The sequence below is a fragment of the Ruegeria sp. genome (assembly GCF_965221235.1).
GTDB lineage: Bacteria > Pseudomonadota > Alphaproteobacteria > Rhodobacterales > Rhodobacteraceae > Ruegeria.
Map to the genome: position 1 here is coordinate 1 of NZ_CBDCRS010000004.1, position 20,044 is coordinate 20,044.

Here is a 20,044-nt window from a genome sequence, read left to right on the forward strand (position 1 = left end):
CGTCGCCGTCCGCGAACCGGCCCCGGAAAACGTCACCTGCGGCCTGTCCGTGCTCGCGCCCGTCAGCGTCACGCCGGTGTTGAGGCTGTCACCCGATTTCAGCGCAAGGCTCCAGTCGTCCGTAGTCACATCCATGCCGCCGCCAATCGAAAGCGGCACATCAATCACCCTCACCCGCCACCAGCGCCCGGCCCAGCGTCACCGTGAACTCCGTCGTCCCGCCCTCCGTTGATACGGTCGCTACCAACCCGCGCCAGAGACGCGATCGTCGGCTCATCATCCACGATGGTCAGGGTGACATCCGCCGGGGCCGCCACCCCGTTGCCGCCGCTCACCGTGGCCGAGACGGTCACCGCCTTGTTTGCCGCATCCACCGCCATTGCCGACCGCCGTGATCGTGACCGTGCCCGTGCTCGACCTCTGCCCCGCCGGGATCGTCAGGGTCGTGCCCGCAAGCGTGTAATCCGCCGCCACGGTATTTGTCCCGGGGGCCGCTGCAACCGTCAGCACAATATCCTCATTCGACACAGCCCCGCTCAGCACCGCCGTCACCGTCGCGCGGGTCCTGGCCCCGCTCTCGTCAATCGACGCCGGGCTGAGAACCAGCGTCACCGGCAGCGCCCCGTCATCGGTAATCGTGATGGTCGCAGGCGTGAGCCCGAAGGTCTCCGCAACATCCGCAACCGCCGGCGTGCAGGGTGAGCCCCTCAACCCCCTCGGACGTGCTGTCATCCGTCGGGGTCAGCGTGAAGGTCACCGTGCCGCGGCTCTCACCCGCCGCAATCGTGATCGTCTGATCCGCAAACCGTCGCGTAATCCGTCCCCTCTGTGGCGCTGTCGCTCGCCGCGCCCACCGCAACCGTCACCGTCTTCGCCTCCGGGAAGGTCGTCGCCCCCGGTCAACGTCGCCGTCACCGCAAACGCTGTCGCACCCCCATCCTCGGCCACTGTGCCCGGATCCACCGACAGGGTCACACCCGTCGGAGCAGCGTCATCGTCGGTGATGGAAACCAGGAACGAATTGGCAGTCGAGGAGCGGCCCGCCCCGCCACCCACATTGGTGTTCAGGCTTGCCCGTCCAAATCCGTTCGAACCCGTCCCGTCACTCCCCAGCGCCACAACCACTTGCTCTGCGCTTTCCGAAACCACATCCTGGACCGCTGTCAGCACCAGCGTCGCCGTCTGCGACCCGGCCCCCGAAAACGCCACCTGCGCCGTGGCCGCTATCGCGCTCGTCGGCGTCACCCCCGTCAGCGTCACGCCGGTGTTGAGGTTCTGACCCGATTTCAGCGCAAGGCTCCAGTCAGCCGGGGTCACAGGGGTCACAGTCTCGCCGACAATCACAAGTGGCACATCAATCACCTCACCCGCCACCAGCGCCCGGCTCAGCGTCACCGTGAACTCCGTCGTCCCGCCCTCGTTGATACGGCCGCTACCAACCCGCGCCAGAGACGCGATCGTCGGGTCATCGTCGGTGATGGTCAGGGTGACATCCGCCGGAGCCGCCACCCCGTTGCCGCCGCTCACCGTGGCCGAGACGGTCACCGCCTTGTTCACCGCATCCACCGCATTGTCGACCGCCGTCACCGTCACCGTGCCCGTGCTCGCGCTCTGCCCCGCCGGGATCGTCAGGGTCGTGCCCGCAAGCGTGTAATCCGCCGCCTCGGTATCCGCTCCGGGGGCCGCTGCAACCGTCAGCACAATATCCTCACTCGACACAGCCCCGGTCAGCGTCGCCGTCACCGTTGCGCTGTTTGCGTCCCCGCTCTCATCAATCGACGCCGGGTCGAGCGCCAGCGTCACCACCGGCAGTGCCTCGTCATCGGTAAGCGTGATGGTCGTGCCCGTGCGCACAAACCAGTCCGGCACACCCGCAACCGTGGGCGTCAGGCCGATCGCCTCATCCCCCTCGGACGTGCTGTCATCCGTCGGGGTCAGCGTGAAGGTCACCGTGCCGCTGCTCTCTCCGGCCCTGATCGTGATCGTCTGATCATCAACCGTCGCGTAATCCGTCCCCTCTGTCGCGCTGTCGCTCGCCGCGCCCACCGCAACCGTCACCGTCTTCGCCTCACCGAAGGTCGTGAGCCCGGTCAGCGTCGCCGTCACTTCAATCTCCGTCGCGCTGCCATCCTCGGCCACTGTGTCCGTATCCACCGACAGTTCCACGCCCGTCGGGGCATCGTCGTCGGTTACCTGCACCTGGAACGATCTGGCCGTAGAGGAGGGGTTCGCCCCGCCGCCCACATTGGTGTTCAGGCTCGTCCGGTCAAACCCGTTCGCACCGGTCCCGTCCGGCCCCAGCGCCACAACCACTTCCCTTGTGCCTTCCGAAACCACATCCTGGACCGCTGTCAGCACCAGCGTCGCCGTCTGCGACCCGGCCCCGGAAAACGCCACCTGTGGCGTGGCCGTTCCCGTGCTCGTCAGCGTCACCCCTGTGTTGAGGCCCTGACCCGCCTTCAGCGCAAGGCTCCAGTTAGCCGGGATCACATTCGGGCCGCCAATCGCAATCGGTACATCAATCACCTCGCCCGCCACCAGCGCCCGGCCCAGCGTCACCGTGAACTCCGTCGTCCCGCCCTCGTTGATACGGTCGCTACCAACCCGCGCCAGAGACACGATCGTCGGCTCATCATCCACGATGGTCAGGGTGACATCCGCCGGGGCCGCCACCCCGTTGCCGCCGCTCACCGTGGCCGAGACGGTCACCGCCTTGTTTGCCGCATCCACCGCATTGCCGACCGCCGTGATCGTGACCGTGCCCGTGCTCGACCTCTGCCCCGCCGGGATCGTCAGGGTCGTGCCCGCAAGCGTGTAATCCGCCGCCACGGTATTTGTCCCGGGGGCCGCTGCAACCGTCAGCACAATATCCTCATTCGACACAGCCCCGCTCAGCACCGCCGTCACCGTCGCGCGGGTCCTGGCCCCGCTCTCGTCAATCGACGCCGGGCTGAGAACCAGCGTCACCGGCAGCGCCCCGTCATCGGTAATCGTGATGGTCGCAGGCGTGAGCCCGAAGGTCTCCGCAACATCCGCAACCGCCGGCGTCAGGGTGAGCCCCTCAACCCCCTCGGACGTGCTGTCATCCGTCGGGGTCAGCGTGAAGGTCACCGTGCCGCGGCTCTCACCCGCCGCAATCGTGATCGTCTGATCCGCAACCGTCGCGTAATCCGTCCCCTCTGTGGCGCTGTCGCTCGCCGCGCCCACCGCAACCGTCACCGTCTTCGCCTCCGGGAAGGTCGTGCCCCCGGTCAACGTCGCCGTCACCGCAAACGCTGTCGCACCCCCATCCTCGGCCACTGTGCCCGGATCCACCGACAGGGTCACACCCGTCGGAGCAGCGTCATCGTCGGTGATGGAAACCAGGAACGAATTGGCAGTCGAGGAGCGGCCCGCCCCGCCACCCACATTGGTGTTCAGGCTTGCCCGTCCAAATCCGTTCGAACCCGTCCCGTCACTCCCCAGCGCCACAACCACTTGCTCTGCGCTTTCCGAAACCACATCCTGGACCGCTGTCAGCACCAGCGTCGCCGTCTGCGACCCGGCCCCCGAAAACGCCACCTGCGCCGTGGCCGCTATCGCGCTCGTCGGCGTCACCCCCGTCAGCGTCACGCCGGTGTTGAGGTTCTGACCCGATTTCAGCGCAAGGCTCCAGTCAGCCGGGGTCACAGGGGTCACAGTCTCGCCGACAATCACAAGTGGCACATCAATCACCTCACCCGCCACCAGCGCCCGGCTCAGCGTCACCGTGAACTCCGTCGTCCCGCCCTCGTTGATACGGCCGCTACCAACCCGCGCCAGAGACGCGATCGTCGGGTCATCGTCGGTGATGGTCAGGGTGACATCCGCCGGAGCCGCCACCCCGTTGCCGCCGCTCACCGTGGCCGAGACGGTCACCGCCTTGTTCACCGCATCCACCGCATTGTCGACCGCCGTCACCGTCACCGTGCCCGTGCTCGCGCTCTGCCCCGCCGGGATCGTCAGGGTCGTGCCCGCAAGCGTGTAATCCGCCGCCTCGGTATCCGCTCCGGGGGCCGCTGCAACCGTCAGCACAATATCCTCACTCGACACAGCCCCGGTCAGCGTCGCCGTCACCGTCGCGCTGTTTGCGTCCCCGCTCTCATCAATCGACGCCGGGTCGAGCGCCAGCGTCACCACCGGCAGTGCCTCGTCATCGGTAAGCGTGATGGTCGTGCCCGTGCGCACAAACCAGTCCGGCACACCCGCAACCGTGGGCGTCAGGCCGATCGCCTCATCCCCCTCGGACGTGCTGTCATCCGTCGGGGTCAGCGTGAAGGTCACCGTGCCGCTGCTCTCTCCGGCCCCGATCGTGATCGTCTGATCATCAACCGTCGCGTAATCCGTCCCCTCTGTCGCGCTGTCGCTCGCCGCGCCCACCGCAACCGTCACCGTCTTCGCCTCACCGAAGGTCGTGAGCCCGGTCAGCGTCGCCGTCACTTCAATCTCCGTCGCGCTGCCATCCTCGGCCACTGTGTCCGTATCCACCGACAGTTCCACGCCCGTCGGGGCATCGTCGTCGGTTACCTGCACCTGGAACGATCTGGCCGTAGAGGAGGGGTTCGCCCCGCCGCCCACATTGGTGTTCAGGCTCGTCCGGTCAAACCCGTTCGCACCCGTCCCGTCCGGCCCCAGCCGCACGAGGAGCACCTCAGCAATCCCGGAACTCTCCGAAACCACATCCTGGACCGCTGTCAGCACCAGCGTCGCCGTCCGCGAACCGGCCCCGGAAAACGTCACCTGCGGCCTGTCCGTGCTCGCGCCCGTCAGCGTCACGCCGGTGTTGAGGCTGTCACCCGATTTCAGCGCAAGGCTCAATTCCTCCCTGGTCACACCCGTGCCGCCGCCAATCGAAAGCGGCACATCAATCACCTCACCCGCCACCAGCGCCCGGCCCAGCGTCACCGTGAACTCCGTCGTCCCGCCCTCGTTGATACGGTCGCTACCAACCCGCGCCAGAGACGCGATCGTCGGCTCATCATCCACGATGGTCAGGGTGACATCCGCCGGGGCCGCCACCCCGTTGCCGCCGCTCACCGTGGCCGAGACGGTCACCGCCTTGTTTGCCGCATCCACCGCATTGCCGACCGCCGTGATCGTGACCGTGCCCGTGCTCGACCTCTGCCCCGCCGGGATCGTCAGGGTCGTGCCCGCAAGCGCGTAATCCGCCGCCACGGTATTTGTCCCGGGGGCCGCTGCAACCATCAGCACAATATCCTCATTCGACACAGCCCCGCTCAGCACCGCCGTCACCGTCGCGCGGGTCCTGGCCCCGCTCTCGTCAATCGACGCCGGGCTGAGCACCAGCGTCACCGGCAGCGCCCCGTCATCGGTAATCGTGATGGACGCAGGCGTAAGCCTGAAGGTCTCCGCAACATCCGCAACCGTAGGCGTCAGGGTGATCACCTCAACCCCCTCGGACGTGCTGTCATCCGTCGGGGTCAGCGTGAAGGTCACCGTGCCGCTGCTCTCACCCGCCCCGATCGTGATCGTCTGATCATCAACCGTCGCGTAATCCGTCCCCTCTGTGGCGCTGTCGCTCGCCGCACCCACCGCAACCGTCACCGTCTTCGCCTCCGGGAAGGTCGTGCCCCCGCTCAGCGCCGCCGTCACTTCAATCGCCGTCGCGCTGCCATCCTCGGCCACTGTGCCCGGGTCCACCGACAGTTCCACGCCCGTCGGAGCAGCGTCATCGTCGGTTACAAACACAAAGAACGACCTGGCAGTCGAGGAGCGGTCCGCCCCGCCACCCACATTGGTGTTCAGGCTCGTCCGGTCAAATCCGTTCGCACCCGTCCCGTCCGGCCCCAGCCGCACAAAAAGCACCTCAGCAATCCCGGAACTCTCCAAAACCACATCCTGGACCGCTGTCAACACCAGCGTCGCCGTCCGCGAACCGGCCCCGGAAAACGTCACCTGCGGCGTGTCCGTGCTCCCGCCCGTCAGCGTCACGCCTGTGTTGAGGCTGTCACCCGGTTTCAGCGCAAGGCTCCAGTCGTCCGTAGTCACATCCATGCCGCCGCCAGCCGAAAGCGGTACTTCAATCACCTCGCCCGCCACCAGCGCCCGGCTCAGCGTCACCGTGAACTCCGTCGTCCCGCCCTCGTTGATACGGCCGCTACCAACCCGCGCCAGAGACGCGATCGTCGGCTCATCATCCACGATGGTCAGGGCGACATCCTCCGGAGCCGCCACCCCGTTGCCGCCGCTGACCGTGGCCGAGACGGTCACCGCCTTGTTTGCCGCATCCACCGCATTGTCGACCGCCGTGAGCGTCACCGTGCCCATGCTCGACCTCTGCCCCGCCGGGATCGTCAGGGTCGTGCCCGCAAGCGTGTAATCCGCCGCCACGGTATTTGTCCCGGGGGCCGCTGCAACCGTCAGCACAATATCCTGCTCCGACACAGCACCGCTCAGCACCGCCGTCACCATCGCGCTGTTTGCATCCCCGCTCTCGTCAATCGACGCCGGGTCGAGCACCAGCGTCACCGGAAGCGCCCCGTCATCGGTAATCGTGATGGTCGCAGGCGTGAGCCCGAACGTCTCCGCAACATCCGCAACCGCCGGCGTCAGGGTGAGCGCCTCAACCCCCTCGGACGTGCTGTCATCCGTCGGGGTCAGCGTGAAGGTCACCGTGCCGCTTCTCTCACCCGCCCCGATCGTGATCGTCTGATCCGCAACCGTCGCGTAATCCGTCCCCTCTGTGGCGCTGTCGCTCGCCGCGCCCACCGCAACCGTCACCGTCTTCGCCTCACCGAAGGTCGTGCTCCCGCTCAGCGCCGCCGTCACCTCAATCTCCGTCGCACCCCCATCCTCGGCCACTGCGCCCGGGCCCACCGACAGTTCCACGCCCGTCGGAGCAGCGTCATCGTCGGTTACAACCACCAGGAAAAGCGTAAAGGCAGTCGAGGTTGGGTCCGCCCCGCCCCCCACATTGGTGCCAAGACTGCCCCGGTCAAATCCGTTCGCGACATCGCCGTCCGGCCCAAGCGCTACCGTGATCGTCTCATCACTCTCGGAGACCACATCCTGGACCGATGTCAGCACCAGCGTCGCCGTCTCGGACGCCGCGCCTTCGAAGCGCAGCTGCGGCGTGGCCGTGCTCTCACCCGTCAGCGTCACCCCGGTGTTGAGGGTCTGACCTGACTTCAGCGCAAGGCTCCACTCATCCGGGGTCACATTCCTGCCGTTGGTCATCGCTAGCGGGACATCAATCACCTCGCCCGCCACAAGCGCCCGGCTCAGCCTCACCGTGAACTCCGCCGTCTCTCCTTCTTCAATCGCGCCGCTGCCCGTCCGCACAAGGGACACGGTCGTCGGCTCATTGTCCTCAACAACAAAAGACTGCTGGCCGGTGGAACCAATTGTGTAGCCCGTGCCGGGCAACAGCTTGCAGGTCACCGTGCTCCGTGGCTCATCAATGTTATCATCCACCGTCTGTAAACGATGGTTGGTCACATGTGAAAGGCTTTGCTGAGATTGGGACAGCTCCCTGCTGAACTTCCCCTTGCGCGCCGGGTTCAGCATATCACCCGTCTCAGTGATCTCGTAGTTCAGAGATGCAACCAAGGCTGTCCCGCTGTCGCGTCTGAATGAGCATCTGTTGTCTGGTCCTCCTTCAACTATATTAACAGGAGAACTTCTGATTTGATAAACGGCCGTTGTGTCTGCCTGACCGTTGATCTGGAAGATCATGGAAGCATCATTGCGGTCCGGAAAACCTGTGCTGCCCTGACCGTTGATACGACTTCCATTGGCGATCGACCAGCCGGTCGCGCCAGTCTGCCCATCAGCCTCGGTTATGCCCACGGTCGGGTTCTGGGTTCGATTATTTGCCCGGCCATCGTTGAACACCAGCCAATAGGTCGTATTCGCCAGAAGTTGGGTCCCGGCCGGAGCGGTGAATGTGTTCAGGGCATTATTCGTGCGGGTCGTTGGATTAGTGAGCTTCGCCACCAGAGCACCGGGCCGGTTATTGTTGCCATTCTCGCGAATGGCGACCGAAAGTGTGCGATCCGAATTGGGTCCCAGACGGATATTCACCTGAGAAATCGTGTAGCTGGCAGCGGTACTGCCCGTGGTAAAGGGGGTGGCAAATTCCAGATTCGTTGATTGTACTGCGGATTGGCCAGTATTGCTGACCAATGTTGTTGCGGTCTGTGCCTGCGCGGCAGAAGCCAGACTGATGAGCAGTGACAGGACGAATAGCGCTGCCGCCAAAGGCGCGCGCAGGGCCCCAAACCGGTCAACCAGCCCGCCGATGCATCGTTTCGCGCGCAAGAGCCGCGCTGAAGGACGAAGGATGGAAAGACCGGAAACAAAAGCGCGCCCGACAGATGCGGCAACTGCCGCCACAGAACGCGCAACGCAGGGCGCGGTCGGGCCGGATACAGTCCCGTCAGACATGCAACGGTCGGATTGCGGACCCGCCCATAACCGGCGCAGCAATGTCAACACCCACATAGCTGGCACACAGACGCAAGTCCGGCGTTCCGGCGTTCCGGCGTTCCGGCGTTCCGGCGTTCCGGCGTTCCGGCGTTCCGGCGTTCCGGCGTTCCGGCGTTCCGGCGTTCCGGCGTTCCGGCGTTCCGGCGTTCCGGCGTTCCGGCGTTCCGGCGTTCCGGCGTTCCGGCGTTCGAAAATGCGGGACCAAGTGGCAGCCTGTCAAGAACAGGTGCCCCAAAAGCGAAATTCAAAACTCTTCCAAGCAACATCCAGGATAGCCATTAATAACCACTGCCACCTTTCTGCTTTGAAAAGACATTTCGAGCACCAGCGCCATTCCGAAATCCGAAAAGGCTCCGTTGGCATTAACAACTCGCAGCGGTCCAGGCCGATGCGATCAGCTTGCGCCCCTTCAGACCTGGCAGACGTTTCTGCCACGCCCGGCGCTGCTCAGGGGGCAGGCCCTCCCACCAAATCCGCGCCTCGGCCATCGCCGCCCTTGCGCCAGCCTTCCCGTGATCCGGAACCTCAACAAGCGGCAGACCGGCATCCAGAACCCGCCGGACGATTACCCCCAGCACCACGCCCTCACGGTCGGCCAGGGCGTTCAGCCGGTCCTCCACATCTGCCGACACGCGGGCACCGACAAACCCCGCATACCGGCGCTCCCGCTGCCGCCGTGCCATGCCGTCAGGTCTCTGCCATCGCCTGCCGGTACGCCTCCGCCCGAAAGGCCCGCGCACCGTCGATATGGTGCAGGCCTCTGCCCCAGTTCTTTCGCTCACGCGCGGTCAGGCCATCCCACCAGATCCGGATCTCGTCCTCGCTCCCCGGCTCATCCGCACAATCACCCACAGGAGCGTCAGCAAACATCCTGCTCTCCGGTTGCGCCAGCAGGGGCAGACCCTCCGCCAAGGCCCGGCGCACGATCTCGGCCGCGTCCTCGTCAAGCGCATCCGCCAGCGCTTCGACCTCCGCCTTCATGGCGTCGGAGACCCGCAGCGCGAGAGACGCCGGAAAGCGGCTCTTGCGCCTGCGCCGCCTGACCGCCACAGTCTCGCTATTCATCGCAGTCCCTCCCCTTCATCGGATATGACAGAGATACCGTAATGGTCCCGGCGCGAATCTCGAACGTTCCGCTTGTTGCTGCGTTGGAGATGCGGTGTCGTTGCCCCAGACACGCAAGGCGTGTCCGTCTCTACGGGATCAGCCCCGAGGGGCGTCCCAACAACTGAGTACGAAGGAACAACGACGTGAGCACATTTATCGGAGTAGACGTGTCTTTGGCAAGCTCTGCCATTTGCATTCTTGGTGAAGGCGGCAAGGTCATCAAAGAGTCCAAAATCGACAGCGAACCGGCCGCGTTTGTCACGTTCATGCAAGACCTGCCTTATGAGATCACCGGGATTGGCATGGAGGCCGGCCCGCTGTCGCAGTTGCTGCACAAGGCTCTGGACGATGCGGGGTTTCCGATTGTGCTTATGGAAACCCATAAGGTGAAGAAAGCACTTTCCGCGATGCCCATAAAAACAGACAGAAGAGATGCGGAGGGGATCGCTCACCTGCTCCAGCTCGGCTGGTTCAGTGCGGTGCATTGCAAGTCGGTCACCGCTCAGGAGACGCGGGCGGTTCTGACCGGGCGCAACGCACTGAAGAAGGCGCTCATTGCCATAGAACTCTCCATGCGTGGGATCCTGCGCAACTTCGGATTGAAGATGGGGCAGATATCCAGGAAGGGTTACGAAGAACGGGTCCGGGAATTGATTGATGGCAACGACGCTCTGAGAGCCTGACCGAAAAGTAGTTGAAGGATATCATCGGGTTATGATTCTCTGAATTTTGCTGGCAAACGGAGGATCAGATGCCCTGGAATGATATCGCTCGCGCTCAACATACACGCAAAACGGACCGCTATCCAAGTGACATGTCAGACGATGAATGGTCGCTGGTCGAGCCAATGATTCCACCGGCACGGTCTGGCGGTCGTCCTCGAACGACGGATATGCGGGAAGTGATGAATGCGATTTTCTACATCGGATCGACAGGCTGCCAGTGGCGCGCTTTGCCGACAGACTTTCCTCCCATGACGACTGTACAGGGATATTTCTATAATTGGCGGAACGCGGGCTTGCTGGCGGCAATGAGTGATTTGCTGGTTGCTGCCGCTCGTGAATTGGAGGGCCGCGCTGCCGAGCCTACGGCGGGTGTGATTGATAGCCAAAGTGTGAAAACTACAGAAAGTGGAGGCATTTGCGGATATGACGCCGGCAAAAAGACCAAGGGGCGCAAGCGTCATATTGTGACGGACGTCCTTGGGCTTCTGCTGATTATCATCGTTCATGCCGCCAACATCCAGGACCGTGACGGCGCTCCCGATCTGCTCAAAGCGGTCGGCAAAAAATTCCCTTGTTTGCTCCATATTTTCGCCGATGGTGGGTATGCGGGGGATAAGCTCCGACAAGCCATGGGTGATGAGTGGACACTGGAAATAGTCAAGCGACCTAACAAGGCAAAAGGCTTCGTTCTTCTGCCCAAGCGATGGGTCGTTGAGCGCACTTTTGCATGGCTGGGAAGGTGTCGACGGTTGGCCAAAGACTGGGAACGCACAATCGAAAGCTCAACAGCCTGGGCGCTCGTTGCCAATATCCGCCTCCTGACACGCAGACTGGCAAGGCACTGCTATGCAACGTAAAACTTTAGATTCAGGCTCTGAAGCAGATGGCGTTGCCGATCCTGGCGGCACGGGCAGAACTGCGCAAGCAACTGTCGGTTTTTGAGCGGCTGGTGCGCAGCATGGCCATGAAGGACCCGGTGTGTTGCAAGCTCATGACCATGCCGGGGGTCGGGCCGGTTGTCGCTCTGACCTACAAAGCGGCGATTGATGATCCGACCCGGTTCCGCAGGTCGAAAGACATCGGGCCATGGGTTGGACTGACGCCCCGCCGGGAAGAGTCAGGGGAGCGCTCCGTCATAGGTGGCATCTCCAAGACCGGGGATGTCGGTTTGCGTTGCGCACTTTTCCAGGCGGCGAATATCATGTTGAACCGCGGTCGCGCGAACTGGCTGAAAACCTGGGCACTGCAGCTCGCTGAAAAATGTGGCAACAGGAACCCGAATTCCGGATAAGGTCATGTCACGTTGGGAATGCTTCGAATGACGTCTGGGACGACAACTTTCCCCATTTTGACCTTCGGCTGCGCCAGAACGTAGGCCACAACGCAGGAGAGCACGTGAACGAAGGCATTGGTTGGTGATCGGTGCCGCGTGTGTTCCAATCCCATGCCAGACTTGAGCTTGTCGAACAGGGTTTCGATGATGAACCTTTTGCGCAGCAGGATCTTGTCCAAGAGCGGCAGCAGGTAGTTTTTCATGTTGCGGCGAATGCCGGTGATCAGATGCAGGCCGCGCTGCCACAAACGCCGAAAAAGCGCTTTTGATATGTAGCCTTTGTCGGCGAACATTTTGCCGTCCAGTTCGGCAACCATAGCCTCAAACGGCTTGCGATCATCGGTGTTTCCGGCTGTGATCTTCACAGCCATAACTGGGCCCTTGCTATTGATGACCATGTGCAGCTTGAAGCCGAAGAACCAGCCCATGGTGCTACGCCCGCGTTTGGCCAGTCCTTTGAACACCTTGTTGCGGCTGATCCGGGCGTTATGGCAAACCGCCAGCTTGGTGCTGTCGGCAAAATAGAGTCCGGTCTCTTCTCCACGGAAACAATGCAGCAGCACGCAAAATGGCACGAGCAGGCGTGGCATCAGTGTGACGAACCGGCCATAGCTTGGCAAATCGCCAAAGCAGTCCCGGTATTCGATCTCCACCCCATAAAGCCAGAAATGCTTGAAATCCTTGTAAGCTGAGCCGTGAAACAGAACCATGATGAACAACATCTCGCTGAGCGAGAGTTTCCCGGACCGCAGCCGCTGGCGGCCTGTGTCGATCAGGCGATGCTTTTCCCAATCTTCGAAGGTTTTTGCAAAATCATCGATACAGCAAAACAAAGCAGTGATAGAGGTGTTCACGAGGGGCATTCCTATCCGTTGGTTTCGGTTACGGATAATGAATCAGGCCACGCCAGATTTGGGAATCCCCTCACCCTCGCTTAAGCAGAATCGGGGTAACAGGAAAAAGGCGAAGGTGGCGCTGGCGCGGCGGATCGGCGTGGTCCTGCACCGGATGTGGATGGACAACACCGACTTCCGGTCCATCCGAGAAGAGGCGATGGCGCTGCGCGCTGCCTGAGAAACCGAGGCCACACACGATGAACGTAGCATGAGCAAAAGGAGCAGAAGGCAACGTCTGAAAGCGTCTGCCCAGCGGTGTCCCCAACCGGGACGCGGTTCCCGATGATGCACGGGATTACCTCGTCGCCGATCCCTGCGGGGTCGAGTACGCGAGAGAGATAGGCATTCGGGACTGCACTGGACAAAGTATCAAGTCGGCAATCACAGCAACGGCGTTGTGCATTGACCACGTACGGAAGGCAGAGCCCGGTGGTGACATATCAGCTACGCAGAACAGCACAGACGCGCCAAACACACGATGAAACATAATCTTCTGAGAACCAGAGCCATGACGCCTGTGTGCTCTGCATATGACCGACCCCGCGAAAACCAAACCGGTCTCGCGGCGCGACCGGTTGCCAATGTAGCGCTTGACACGGACAGGGCCATTACGGAAGGTTATGACAGATATAAGACATATGTAGAACGAATGACGTACATTTAAAGTACAAGTGTCTGACGCAGTGTTAACATCAAGCTGACATCATGTCCGGTGCGCCCCGGACCCCGAACAGCCCCCGTGCTGATGCTCTTGCTGTTTCTCAACAATATCAGAGCCTTGATGACAGGATACAGGGTAGATCAAAATTGATAATTTTGATCTACAATCGTGCCTTTGATATTTTGCTCCATTCGCGACCGCTCACTCCGCTGCAATCCCTGTGGATGGGTCCGGCTCATGAGAGCGCGCGGGAACCAGGAGTCCGGTGCGCGTGGCGCAAGGCTCTGATTTCTCATAACTTCCCGTTTTGATGTTCGATCGACAAAAAGAAGCGCTCGGTCTGCGCTCGGGGATGGTCGAACAGTGTTTTACCGGAGCGTACATGACCACCGTCAGGCAAACCCGAAAGGTTTGCGGAAACGTGCTTAAGCCGGAATCTTCTTTTCCGGCTGGCAGATGCGGCCCGCCGGGCCTCTGCGCAGAACCGAACGCGCGGTGACCGGTCAGCCGGACTCGACCCGGGCAAACGTCCAGGCACGGTCTGAAAGTCCGTGGACGTCTCCGGGCCACGGTTGGCTCAATGGCGGTCGCCTCGATCGGTGCAGCTGTTCAGGCCGAGCGGCCGAGCTGGTGGCCGCAGGGCGCTGAACTTCGAGCTGATCGAGGTCTGTTCCCGCAAGGCGAGTGCATCAGATCCCGCACTCAACCCCGGATAGGCAAAATTCAGGATCATATCCCGAACAAGGCGCGGACCGCCGCCTCGGTCGGCCCCAGACAGGCCGTTTGAGGCGCTAAAAACGCCTCAGGAAGGCCGAAAGGGCCTCTCAGGGGCCCCAACCACGTTCCGGGCCGTTCTGGCGCTCAGGGGCAAGGCTCAGCGCCTCTCAGGGCTTTTCCGGGCCCAGACCCCGCCCCAAGCCATGCACCGGGTGCATGGTCCAACGCCGGGGTTCGGGCCGATCTGTCCCCGATCCGGTTTCGATCTGCCGCCTCGGTCCGGTGAAATTCGCGATTGCAGGGGCTGCGCCATGCGTCGGGCGCATGGCTCGGACCGGCATTGCCAAGTTGTTTGCCAACGGTTGCAAAGAGCAGTGGATGGTGCGGTCAGGCGGTCATCTCAAGGGCATAGCCATTCCAAAGATCGTGCGCATCCGATCGGGCGTGGCGGTATGAGATGGCGGAGAGACGATAACGTCGGGGTCGGAAGATTGTGGTGATCTGGCCGTGAGCGGAAAGGAACCTCTGGGCTTGCCTTGGTGATTTGAGAGCCTGACCGAAAAGTAGTTGAACGATATCATCGGGTTATGATTCTCTGAATTTTGCTGGCAAACGGAGGATCAGATGCCCTGGAATGATATCGCTCGCGCTCAACATACACGCAAAACGGACCGCTATCCAAGTGACATGTCAGACGATGAATGGTCGCTGGTCGAGCCAATGATTCCACCGCACGGTCTGGCGGTCGTCCTCGAACGACGGATATGCGGGAAGTGATGAATGCGATTTTCTACATCGGATCGACAGGCTGCCAGTGGCGCGCTTTGCCGACAGACTTTCCTCCCATGACGACTGTACAGGGATATTTCTATAATTGGCGGAACGCGGGCTTGCTGGCGGCAATGAGTGATTTGCTGGTTGCTGCCGCTCGTGAATTGGAGGGCCGCGCTGCCGAGCCTACGGCGGGTGTGATTGATAGCCAAAGTGTGAAAACTACAGAAAGTGGAGGCATTTGCGGATATGACGCCGGCAAAAAGACCAAGGGGCGCAAGCGTCATATTGTGACGGACGTCCTTGGGCTTCTGCTGATTATCATCGTTCATGCCGCCAACATCCAGGACCGTGACGGCGCTCCCGATCTGCTCAAAGCGGTCGGCAAAAAATTCCCTTGTTTGCGCCATATTTTCGCCGATGGTGGGTATGCGGGGGATAAGCTCCGACAAGCCATGGGTGATGAGTGGACACTGGAAATAGTCAAGCGACCTAACAAGGCAAAAGGCTTCGTTCTTCTGCCCAAGCGATGGGTCGTTGAGCGCACTTTTGCATGGCTGGGAAGGTGTCGACGGTTGGCCAAAGACTGGGAACGCACAATCGAAAGCTCAACAGCCTGGGCGCTCGTTGCCAATATCCGCCTCCTGACACGCAGACTGGCAAGGCACTGCTATGCAACGTAAAACTTTAGATTCAGGCTCTGAAGCGGCCCATGATTTTTTCTCGTTTTCGGGTCGGCCGATGCGAACCTTCTGCACGGTTGTTCAGTTCTTTGTGTGCCCTGTGATCCGCATTTGGAGCCAGACTCTTTATCGGCTTGATGTAGCTGCGCAGCGGCATAGCCGTTACGGACTGAGGGCTTTTAGGGGCGGACAGAATTGCCGGACCGGTGCGACCTCACCCATCCCCGAACACCGCCTTGAGGCTCTTGGCATCCAGCACCCGGTCGATCCACGCATCGAGCTGGTCGAGACCGGCCCCTTCGATCCGCGCCCGGTCGGCTTCAGACAGGGCACCAAACCGCCGCTCAAGCAGGCGGATCAGATCCTGTTTCCGACCCTTGGCAAGTCCCATGGCTTCGCCCTTGGCGATCCCGCGCGCCTCACCCTTGGCCTCACCTTCGGCCCTGAGTTCTTCCATGATGGTTCCCAAGATACCCTCCGTCTGACCGGCCCTGGCGGCCGCGAGCTTTCGTTCCAGTTCCTCAAGAGCCGCGCCCTGTGCTGTCTGACGAATATACACCGCAAACTGCGCCTGCAAAGAGGGATTGTCCGCCAGCGCTGCGTCGATCTCGTCCAGATGCTCCAGACCCCGCTGGGTCAGGGTCAGCAATCCCGCCTTCGCCACCGGATCGCTGGACAGCTCCTCGGGGGCCATCTGCGCCCACTGCCGCAGGATGAGATCGGGGCCATGCAGAAATACCAGTTCCGGCGTATCGGTCGCGATCATATCCGCCAGATCGGTCGGACCCGTCCAGGCCCTGGAACCGGAATAGCCCAGAAGCGGAATGATCGGCGGCAAGTTCTGCGCCCGTGCAGCACGGCCTTCCCGGCCCTTGCCCTTGCGCACGTAGTCCCGCCAGACCCGGACCATGTAGCCCAGCACCTGCAACACCACCTCCGCATCAGGATAGCTCTTGTGCTCGACCAGCACGTAGACGAAGGCTGACCCGCCATCGACCAGATCCACCTCCAGAAGCAAATCGGCCTGGGTCTCACCCATATCGCTATCGATGAAGGTTCCGGGAACGACCCGAGGTGATGTGTCGGCCAGCAGCCCCGCGATCTCGTTGGGCAGCTGATCCCGCACCAGCGGCCTTGAATGCGCCGGATCGGAGAACACCGACCGGAACAGTTTGTCATGCGGAGTGGGTATCGCCCCCCTGCGTCGGCCTTTCCGCGCCTCGGCAGGGTCGGCCCCGGTCGGCGCGTCGGGATTCGATCTGGTCGTATCGCTCATGACACCCGCCTAGCAGCGGGACCGTATCGGATCCAGTCGAGATCGCCCGATCCCAAAACCAGAAATCCTAACCGGAGTATTTCGCCCCTTTGCGCAATCCCGTGGATAGCCCACCTCGGAACCCGGACCAACACCCACTCTCACAGATTTGGAAACCCAAAGTCGCACACCTCTCCAGTCCGGGCGCAACCGCTCCCCCAGCATCCCCTTTCTCAGCAACTATTCCGAACTCTCAACTAGAGACTCAAAACCCGCTTTTCCAGACTTATCCACAGGCAAAATTCGCACTGCGACTCTCTTGTTCTAATAGTTCGTAACTGCTCGCCCCGTGATGCAAGCGCCTAAAGTCCAGCATCTGTTTTGATCGCGCTTGCTTCGGCGCAATGGTTTTCAGATCGCGGCCGGGTGCGACGATTTGAGTCGTCTATTCACGATTCCCGCACGCGTGTTTTTCATGCTTTTATGAGACCATGACACGCATTTTAACGTCTCAAACGCGGCATTGTGCTGGCCTGTATGGCGCGGCTTCATCTGCATTTTGGCTACTGTCGCGCAGCGTGGGTTGCGTGGCGTTATCCATTGGTAGAGTTGACTGATGCCAAGTGTGGACGCCAGTTCCCTGCGGGAAGAGTTTGATGCCGTTAATGAGCACATCGCCTCGCTTCGTCAGGCGGGAAAGATTTCCGGGGAAGCCGACGCCGCTATTGGCGTTTTGTGCAGTTTGCTGAGCATCCTGATCGTTGTCTTTCTGGAGAAGACAACCAAAAAGACTGGCAAGAATTCCAGTATCCCGCCTTCGCAGACAGATAAGGACGAGACCAAAAAACGCCGTAACTCCGGCAAGGGAATCCAATCGAACCAGATGACAGGTGACAACCTACGGAAAGTCACGGTTGAGGAAGAATCCACTGTCGACACCTGTGACGGCTGCGGAGCCGATCTGTCCGGTGTCGCGCCATCGGCCCACGAGAAACGCGTTCTTCTCGATATCGTGTTCGAGGTTATAGAGACCGAGGTTGCCGCAGAAATCAAGCAATGTCCCAAGTGCCGGACCCAGACCAAAGGGCGCTTTCCAGACAACATGCCGGGGCCGCTGCAGTATGGCGTTGGCTTTCAGGCGTTCGTAATCAATCTGGTGGTCGCCCAAATGTTGTCTTTGCGCCGTGCCGTAGAACTGGTGTACGCCATCTCTGGCAGGAAGCTGTCGGAGGCCACCTGCCTCGGCTACATCCAGCGGCTGTACGATTCACTTGAAGAATGGGAAACCGCCGCCGCAGATTACCTTCTGACATGCCCGGCTCTGCATGCCGATGAGACCGGCTTCAGAGTGGACAGTAAGACCCAGTGGCTGCATGTCCTGACCAATGGCTCACTGACGCTCAAATTCCTGCACCGCAAGCGGGGCAAGGAAGCCATCGAAGCGGTCGGGATCATTCCCTGCTACATTGGCGTGTTGATCCACGACTGCTGGGCATCCTATCTCACCTATAGCCAGTGCAAACATCAACTATGCGGATCGCATCTCCTGCGGGAACTGACCTTTGTGGTCGATTCCAACAATTACCGCTGGGCGCGCGCGATGAAGAAGTTGCTGCGCATGGCATGCCACAAGGTCAACAACAGCCAGTCCGGAGTTTTGAGCGAGGCCCAATGCCGAACGATACGTCAGAGGTATAGGACCATTCTGCGGGAAGGGGCCAAGGAAATGCCCGATATTCCGCCGAACCCAAAAGGCAGGCGCGGCAAAGTCGCAAAGTCGGACGCTCACAACCTGCATGAGCGCCTGTTGAAATACGAAGACTGTGTTTTGCGCTTCATGAGCGAACCCGATGTAAGCTTCACCAACAATGAGGGGGAGCGCAAAATCAGGATGGCAAAGGTCAAAATGAAAGTCTCGGGATGCTTCCGGACAGAACGCTACGCACACGCCTGGTGCCGGATATCAAGCTACCTGAGTTCCATGGCCGCACTCGGCTATAATCCACTGGTTGCTATCCAGATCGCGCTGGCCGGAAATACCGCCGACATGATCAAATCACACCACGAATACGATCAGGCCGCATGAGGGGGTGAGCAGTTACAAAACCTGACAAATAATTCTGAAAGGCTCAGTTCGCAAATTGTGTGCATGAGGTCCCAATCGCGGTCGCGAGACAGGATCTGGCCGATGATTTCAGCAGGTCACACCGTTCGAACCATCGCAGGTAGTTTTCGAGGTATTTGCTCGAAACGCCGCGATAGCGGCGCAGGAAGTCCTTCAACCCACTGTGCCGATTGTTGGCTGTTTGTATGTGAGCCACCCCACGCACCCGTTCACCGGCGGACTGGTTCAATGCTTCGTGTCTGACCCCAAGTGACTTGGCGCAGGGCGGGTAAACGTTGTTTCCATCAGTGACCAGAAGGATGTCATCATCAATCCGGGGTTCCAGAACGCTGTGTATGCTGTCAGCTGTGACAGATGGAAGGACGGAACACGCCGTTGTGCCGCCTCGGTCCACGGCAACCAATATCGGAACCTGTTCGTCTGACAGACCGCGCTTGCTGGCCTTGCCGCCCCTGCGGCGCGCCTTGCGATCAAGTTTGCGATCGCCCTTGCGGCTCTTGAGAACATAGGTCTCGTCGGCTTCGACAATGCCCTTGAGTTTTGGAGGGTCCTGGTCCTTCGTGCCTAAAAATCGGTGCCGCCAACGAAACGCCGTAGAGACGGCAAAATTACAGCGCTTTGCAGACGCGCGAACGGTCAGCCCATCCGCAAGGCAGCCCCCAAAGGCGAGCCATCTGTCCTTCTTGTGCAGGCCCTGTAAAGCCGTGCCCGTTGCCGCGTTGAAAGTCTTGTTGCAGGCCTTGCATTGATACCGCTGTAGCCCTCGGGCTTTGCCCCGCGAAACCGCGCCAGGCGTGCCACAATGCGGGCACTCACGGTCCTCGGCGACGCGCGCTTCGATCGCTGCCAGCGAAGCGGATGGCTCAGTTTCCCCCAGCAACACAGCCTGTGCTTGCTGCCTCTGCGCCAGACTGAGACCGTCTATGCGGGATAACCACTCCTGAAACTGCTTGTGATCCACTGTCAATACCTCCTCGATTTTCCCAAGATCATATCAGAAACGTGAAGCTTGCATACGATTTACGAACTGAGCCTTCTGAAATTTACAGTTCGGGGCATGCGAGAGGGCGATCTGTTCCAAAATCGATGTCCACAAGGTCACCCATGACCAATACCGCGTCGAGCTATATTCTGGACGTAGCCTCCGGGCCTGTCCCAAACCGATCCTTTCCGGACACCCTCTACCACATCTGTTGGCACATCAGATCGCGGTGCTCTTCGGCCCGGAACGGCCTAAACGGACCATAGCTGCATATATGGACATCTGAAAGAACATATCGGGTACAAAAGGGTGTTGACGTAAGG

Annotated in this window: 15 protein-coding genes and 2 pseudogenes; 7 read left to right on the forward strand and 10 right to left on the reverse strand. The window is 61.1% G+C overall.

Annotation, left to right across the window (positions count from 1 at the left end):
• Positions 1-276 precede the first annotated feature (276 nt).
• From ACOQOY_RS03070 to ACOQOY_RS03090, 5 genes are all read right to left on the reverse strand, one after another.
• Entirely contained in the window at positions 277-732 is a 456-nt protein-coding gene (locus tag ACOQOY_RS03070; RefSeq protein ID WP_420584029.1) for a DUF1735 domain-containing protein, read from the reverse strand.
• Between the two features lie 21 nt (positions 733-753).
• Complete coding sequence (locus ACOQOY_RS03075; protein ID WP_420584030.1) at positions 754-8,424, reverse strand: choice-of-anchor R domain-containing protein; 7,671 nt, start codon at positions 8,422-8,424, stop codon at positions 754-756.
• A complete protein-coding gene (locus ACOQOY_RS03080; RefSeq protein ID WP_420584031.1) occupies positions 8,417-8,671 on the reverse strand; it encodes a hypothetical protein in 255 nt (84 codons plus the stop codon). The genes ACOQOY_RS03075 and ACOQOY_RS03080 overlap by 8 nt, the downstream gene beginning before the upstream one ends.
• 157 nt (positions 8,672-8,828) lie before the next feature.
• Positions 8,829-9,149 (reverse strand): hypothetical protein, encoded by a 321-nt coding sequence (locus ACOQOY_RS03085; RefSeq protein WP_420584032.1) that lies wholly within the window; start codon positions 9,147-9,149, stop codon positions 8,829-8,831.
• Between the two features lie 4 nt (positions 9,150-9,153).
• Entirely contained in the window at positions 9,154-9,531 is a 378-nt protein-coding gene (locus ACOQOY_RS03090) for a hypothetical protein (protein ID WP_420584033.1), read from the reverse strand.
• Positions 9,532-9,716: 185 nt separating this feature from the next.
• On the opposite strand from ACOQOY_RS03090, the gene ACOQOY_RS03095 reads away from it, so the two are divergent.
• The 3 genes from ACOQOY_RS03095 to ACOQOY_RS03105 all read left to right on the forward strand — a co-directional run bounded on the left by ACOQOY_RS03095 (position 9,717) and on the right by ACOQOY_RS03105 (position 11,589).
• The gene (locus ACOQOY_RS03095; RefSeq protein WP_420584034.1) at positions 9,717-10,256 is read left to right on the forward strand and encodes an IS110 family transposase; all 540 of its coding nucleotides are present in this window, start codon (positions 9,717-9,719) and stop codon (positions 10,254-10,256) included.
• A gap of 68 nt (positions 10,257-10,324) precedes the next feature.
• Positions 10,325-11,155, forward strand: coding sequence for an IS5 family transposase (locus ACOQOY_RS03100; RefSeq protein WP_420584035.1), 831 nt, complete (start codon positions 10,325-10,327; stop codon positions 11,153-11,155).
• A gap of 26 nt (positions 11,156-11,181) precedes the next feature.
• Positions 11,182-11,589: a transposase gene (locus tag ACOQOY_RS03105; RefSeq protein WP_420584036.1), complete on the forward strand. Its 408-nt coding sequence runs from the start codon at positions 11,182-11,184 to the stop codon at positions 11,587-11,589.
• A gap of 2 nt (positions 11,590-11,591) precedes the next feature.
• Here ACOQOY_RS03105 and ACOQOY_RS03110 read toward each other — a convergent pair whose 3' ends face one another.
• Positions 11,592-12,473, reverse strand: a complete 882-nt coding sequence (locus ACOQOY_RS03110; protein ID WP_420584028.1) for an IS982 family transposase — start codon at positions 12,471-12,473, stop codon at positions 11,592-11,594.
• A gap of 49 nt (positions 12,474-12,522) precedes the next feature.
• Here ACOQOY_RS03110 and ACOQOY_RS03115 point away from each other — a divergent pair, with 49 nt between their 5' ends.
• Both ACOQOY_RS03115 and ACOQOY_RS03120 read left to right on the forward strand, forming a co-directional pair.
• Complete coding sequence (locus ACOQOY_RS03115; RefSeq protein WP_420584037.1) at positions 12,523-12,705, forward strand: hypothetical protein; 183 nt, start codon at positions 12,523-12,525, stop codon at positions 12,703-12,705.
• A gap of 1,416 nt (positions 12,706-14,121) precedes the next feature.
• The gene (locus ACOQOY_RS03120) at positions 14,122-14,361 is read left to right on the forward strand and encodes a hypothetical protein (protein WP_420584038.1); all 240 of its coding nucleotides are present in this window, start codon (positions 14,122-14,124) and stop codon (positions 14,359-14,361) included.
• On the opposite strand, the pseudogene ACOQOY_RS03125 reads toward ACOQOY_RS03120, so the two are convergent.
• A pseudogene (locus tag ACOQOY_RS03125) lies at positions 14,293-14,451 on the reverse strand (IS6 family transposase); the annotation flags it as partial. The gene ACOQOY_RS03120 and the pseudogene ACOQOY_RS03125 overlap by 69 nt on opposite strands.
• A gap of 78 nt (positions 14,452-14,529) precedes the next feature.
• On the opposite strand from ACOQOY_RS03125, the gene ACOQOY_RS03130 reads away from it, so the two are divergent.
• Positions 14,530-15,359 (forward strand): IS5 family transposase gene (locus tag ACOQOY_RS03130; RefSeq protein ID WP_420584039.1). Its coding sequence is split into 2 segments (ribosomal slippage): positions 14,530-14,638 and positions 14,638-15,359, totalling 831 coding nucleotides; the frame shifts between segments, so codons are not numbered across the junction.
• 13 nt (positions 15,360-15,372) lie between these two features.
• On the opposite strand, the pseudogene ACOQOY_RS03135 reads toward ACOQOY_RS03130, so the two are convergent.
• Together ACOQOY_RS03135 and ACOQOY_RS03140 are read right to left on the reverse strand one after the other, a co-directional pair.
• Positions 15,373-15,534 (reverse strand): annotated as a pseudogene (locus tag ACOQOY_RS03135) (IS6 family transposase); the annotation flags it as partial.
• A 39-nt stretch (positions 15,535-15,573) separates the two neighbouring features.
• On the reverse strand, positions 15,574-16,635 hold the full coding sequence (locus tag ACOQOY_RS03140; RefSeq protein WP_420584040.1) for an Rpn family recombination-promoting nuclease/putative transposase: 1,062 nt from the start codon (positions 16,633-16,635) through the stop codon (positions 15,574-15,576).
• Positions 16,636-17,230: 595 nt separating this feature from the next.
• Here ACOQOY_RS03140 and tnpC point away from each other — a divergent pair.
• Complete coding sequence (gene tnpC / locus ACOQOY_RS03145; protein ID WP_420584041.1) at positions 17,231-18,700, forward strand: IS66 family transposase; 1,470 nt, start codon at positions 17,231-17,233, stop codon at positions 18,698-18,700.
• Between the two features lie 43 nt (positions 18,701-18,743).
• On the opposite strand, the gene ACOQOY_RS03150 is transcribed toward tnpC, so the two are convergent.
• Positions 18,744-19,700: an IS1595 family transposase gene (locus ACOQOY_RS03150; protein WP_420584042.1), complete on the reverse strand. Its 957-nt coding sequence runs from the start codon at positions 19,698-19,700 to the stop codon at positions 18,744-18,746.
• Positions 19,701-20,044: the final 344 nt, after the last annotated feature.

What these genes read in the sequence shown, in the direction of transcription:
- ACOQOY_RS03070 (WP_420584029.1), bottom strand. Translation starts at nt 732, where the DNA reads ATGACAGCACGTCCGAGGGGGTTGAGGGGCTCACCCTGCACGCCGGCG.
- ACOQOY_RS03075 (WP_420584030.1), bottom strand. Translation starts at nt 8,424, where the DNA reads ATGTCTGACGGGACTGTATCCGGCCCGACCGCGCCCTGCGTTGCGCGT.
- ACOQOY_RS03085 (WP_420584032.1), bottom strand. Translation starts at nt 9,149, where the DNA reads ATGGCACGGCGGCAGCGGGAGCGCCGGTATGCGGGGTTTGTCGGTGCC.
- ACOQOY_RS03090 (WP_420584033.1), bottom strand. Translation starts at nt 9,531, where the DNA reads ATGAATAGCGAGACTGTGGCGGTCAGGCGGCGCAGGCGCAAGAGCCGC.
- ACOQOY_RS03100 (WP_420584035.1), top strand. Translation starts at nt 10,325, where the DNA reads ATGCCCTGGAATGATATCGCTCGCGCTCAACATACACGCAAAACGGAC.
- ACOQOY_RS03105 (WP_420584036.1), top strand. Translation starts at nt 11,182, where the DNA reads ATGGCGTTGCCGATCCTGGCGGCACGGGCAGAACTGCGCAAGCAACTG.
- ACOQOY_RS03115 (WP_420584037.1), top strand. Translation starts at nt 12,523, where the DNA reads ATGAATCAGGCCACGCCAGATTTGGGAATCCCCTCACCCTCGCTTAAG.
- ACOQOY_RS03120 (WP_420584038.1), top strand. Translation starts at nt 14,122, where the DNA reads ATGGTCCAACGCCGGGGTTCGGGCCGATCTGTCCCCGATCCGGTTTCG.
- ACOQOY_RS03140 (WP_420584040.1), bottom strand. Translation starts at nt 16,635, where the DNA reads ATGAGCGATACGACCAGATCGAATCCCGACGCGCCGACCGGGGCCGAC.
- tnpC (WP_420584041.1), top strand. Translation starts at nt 17,231, where the DNA reads ATGCCAAGTGTGGACGCCAGTTCCCTGCGGGAAGAGTTTGATGCCGTT.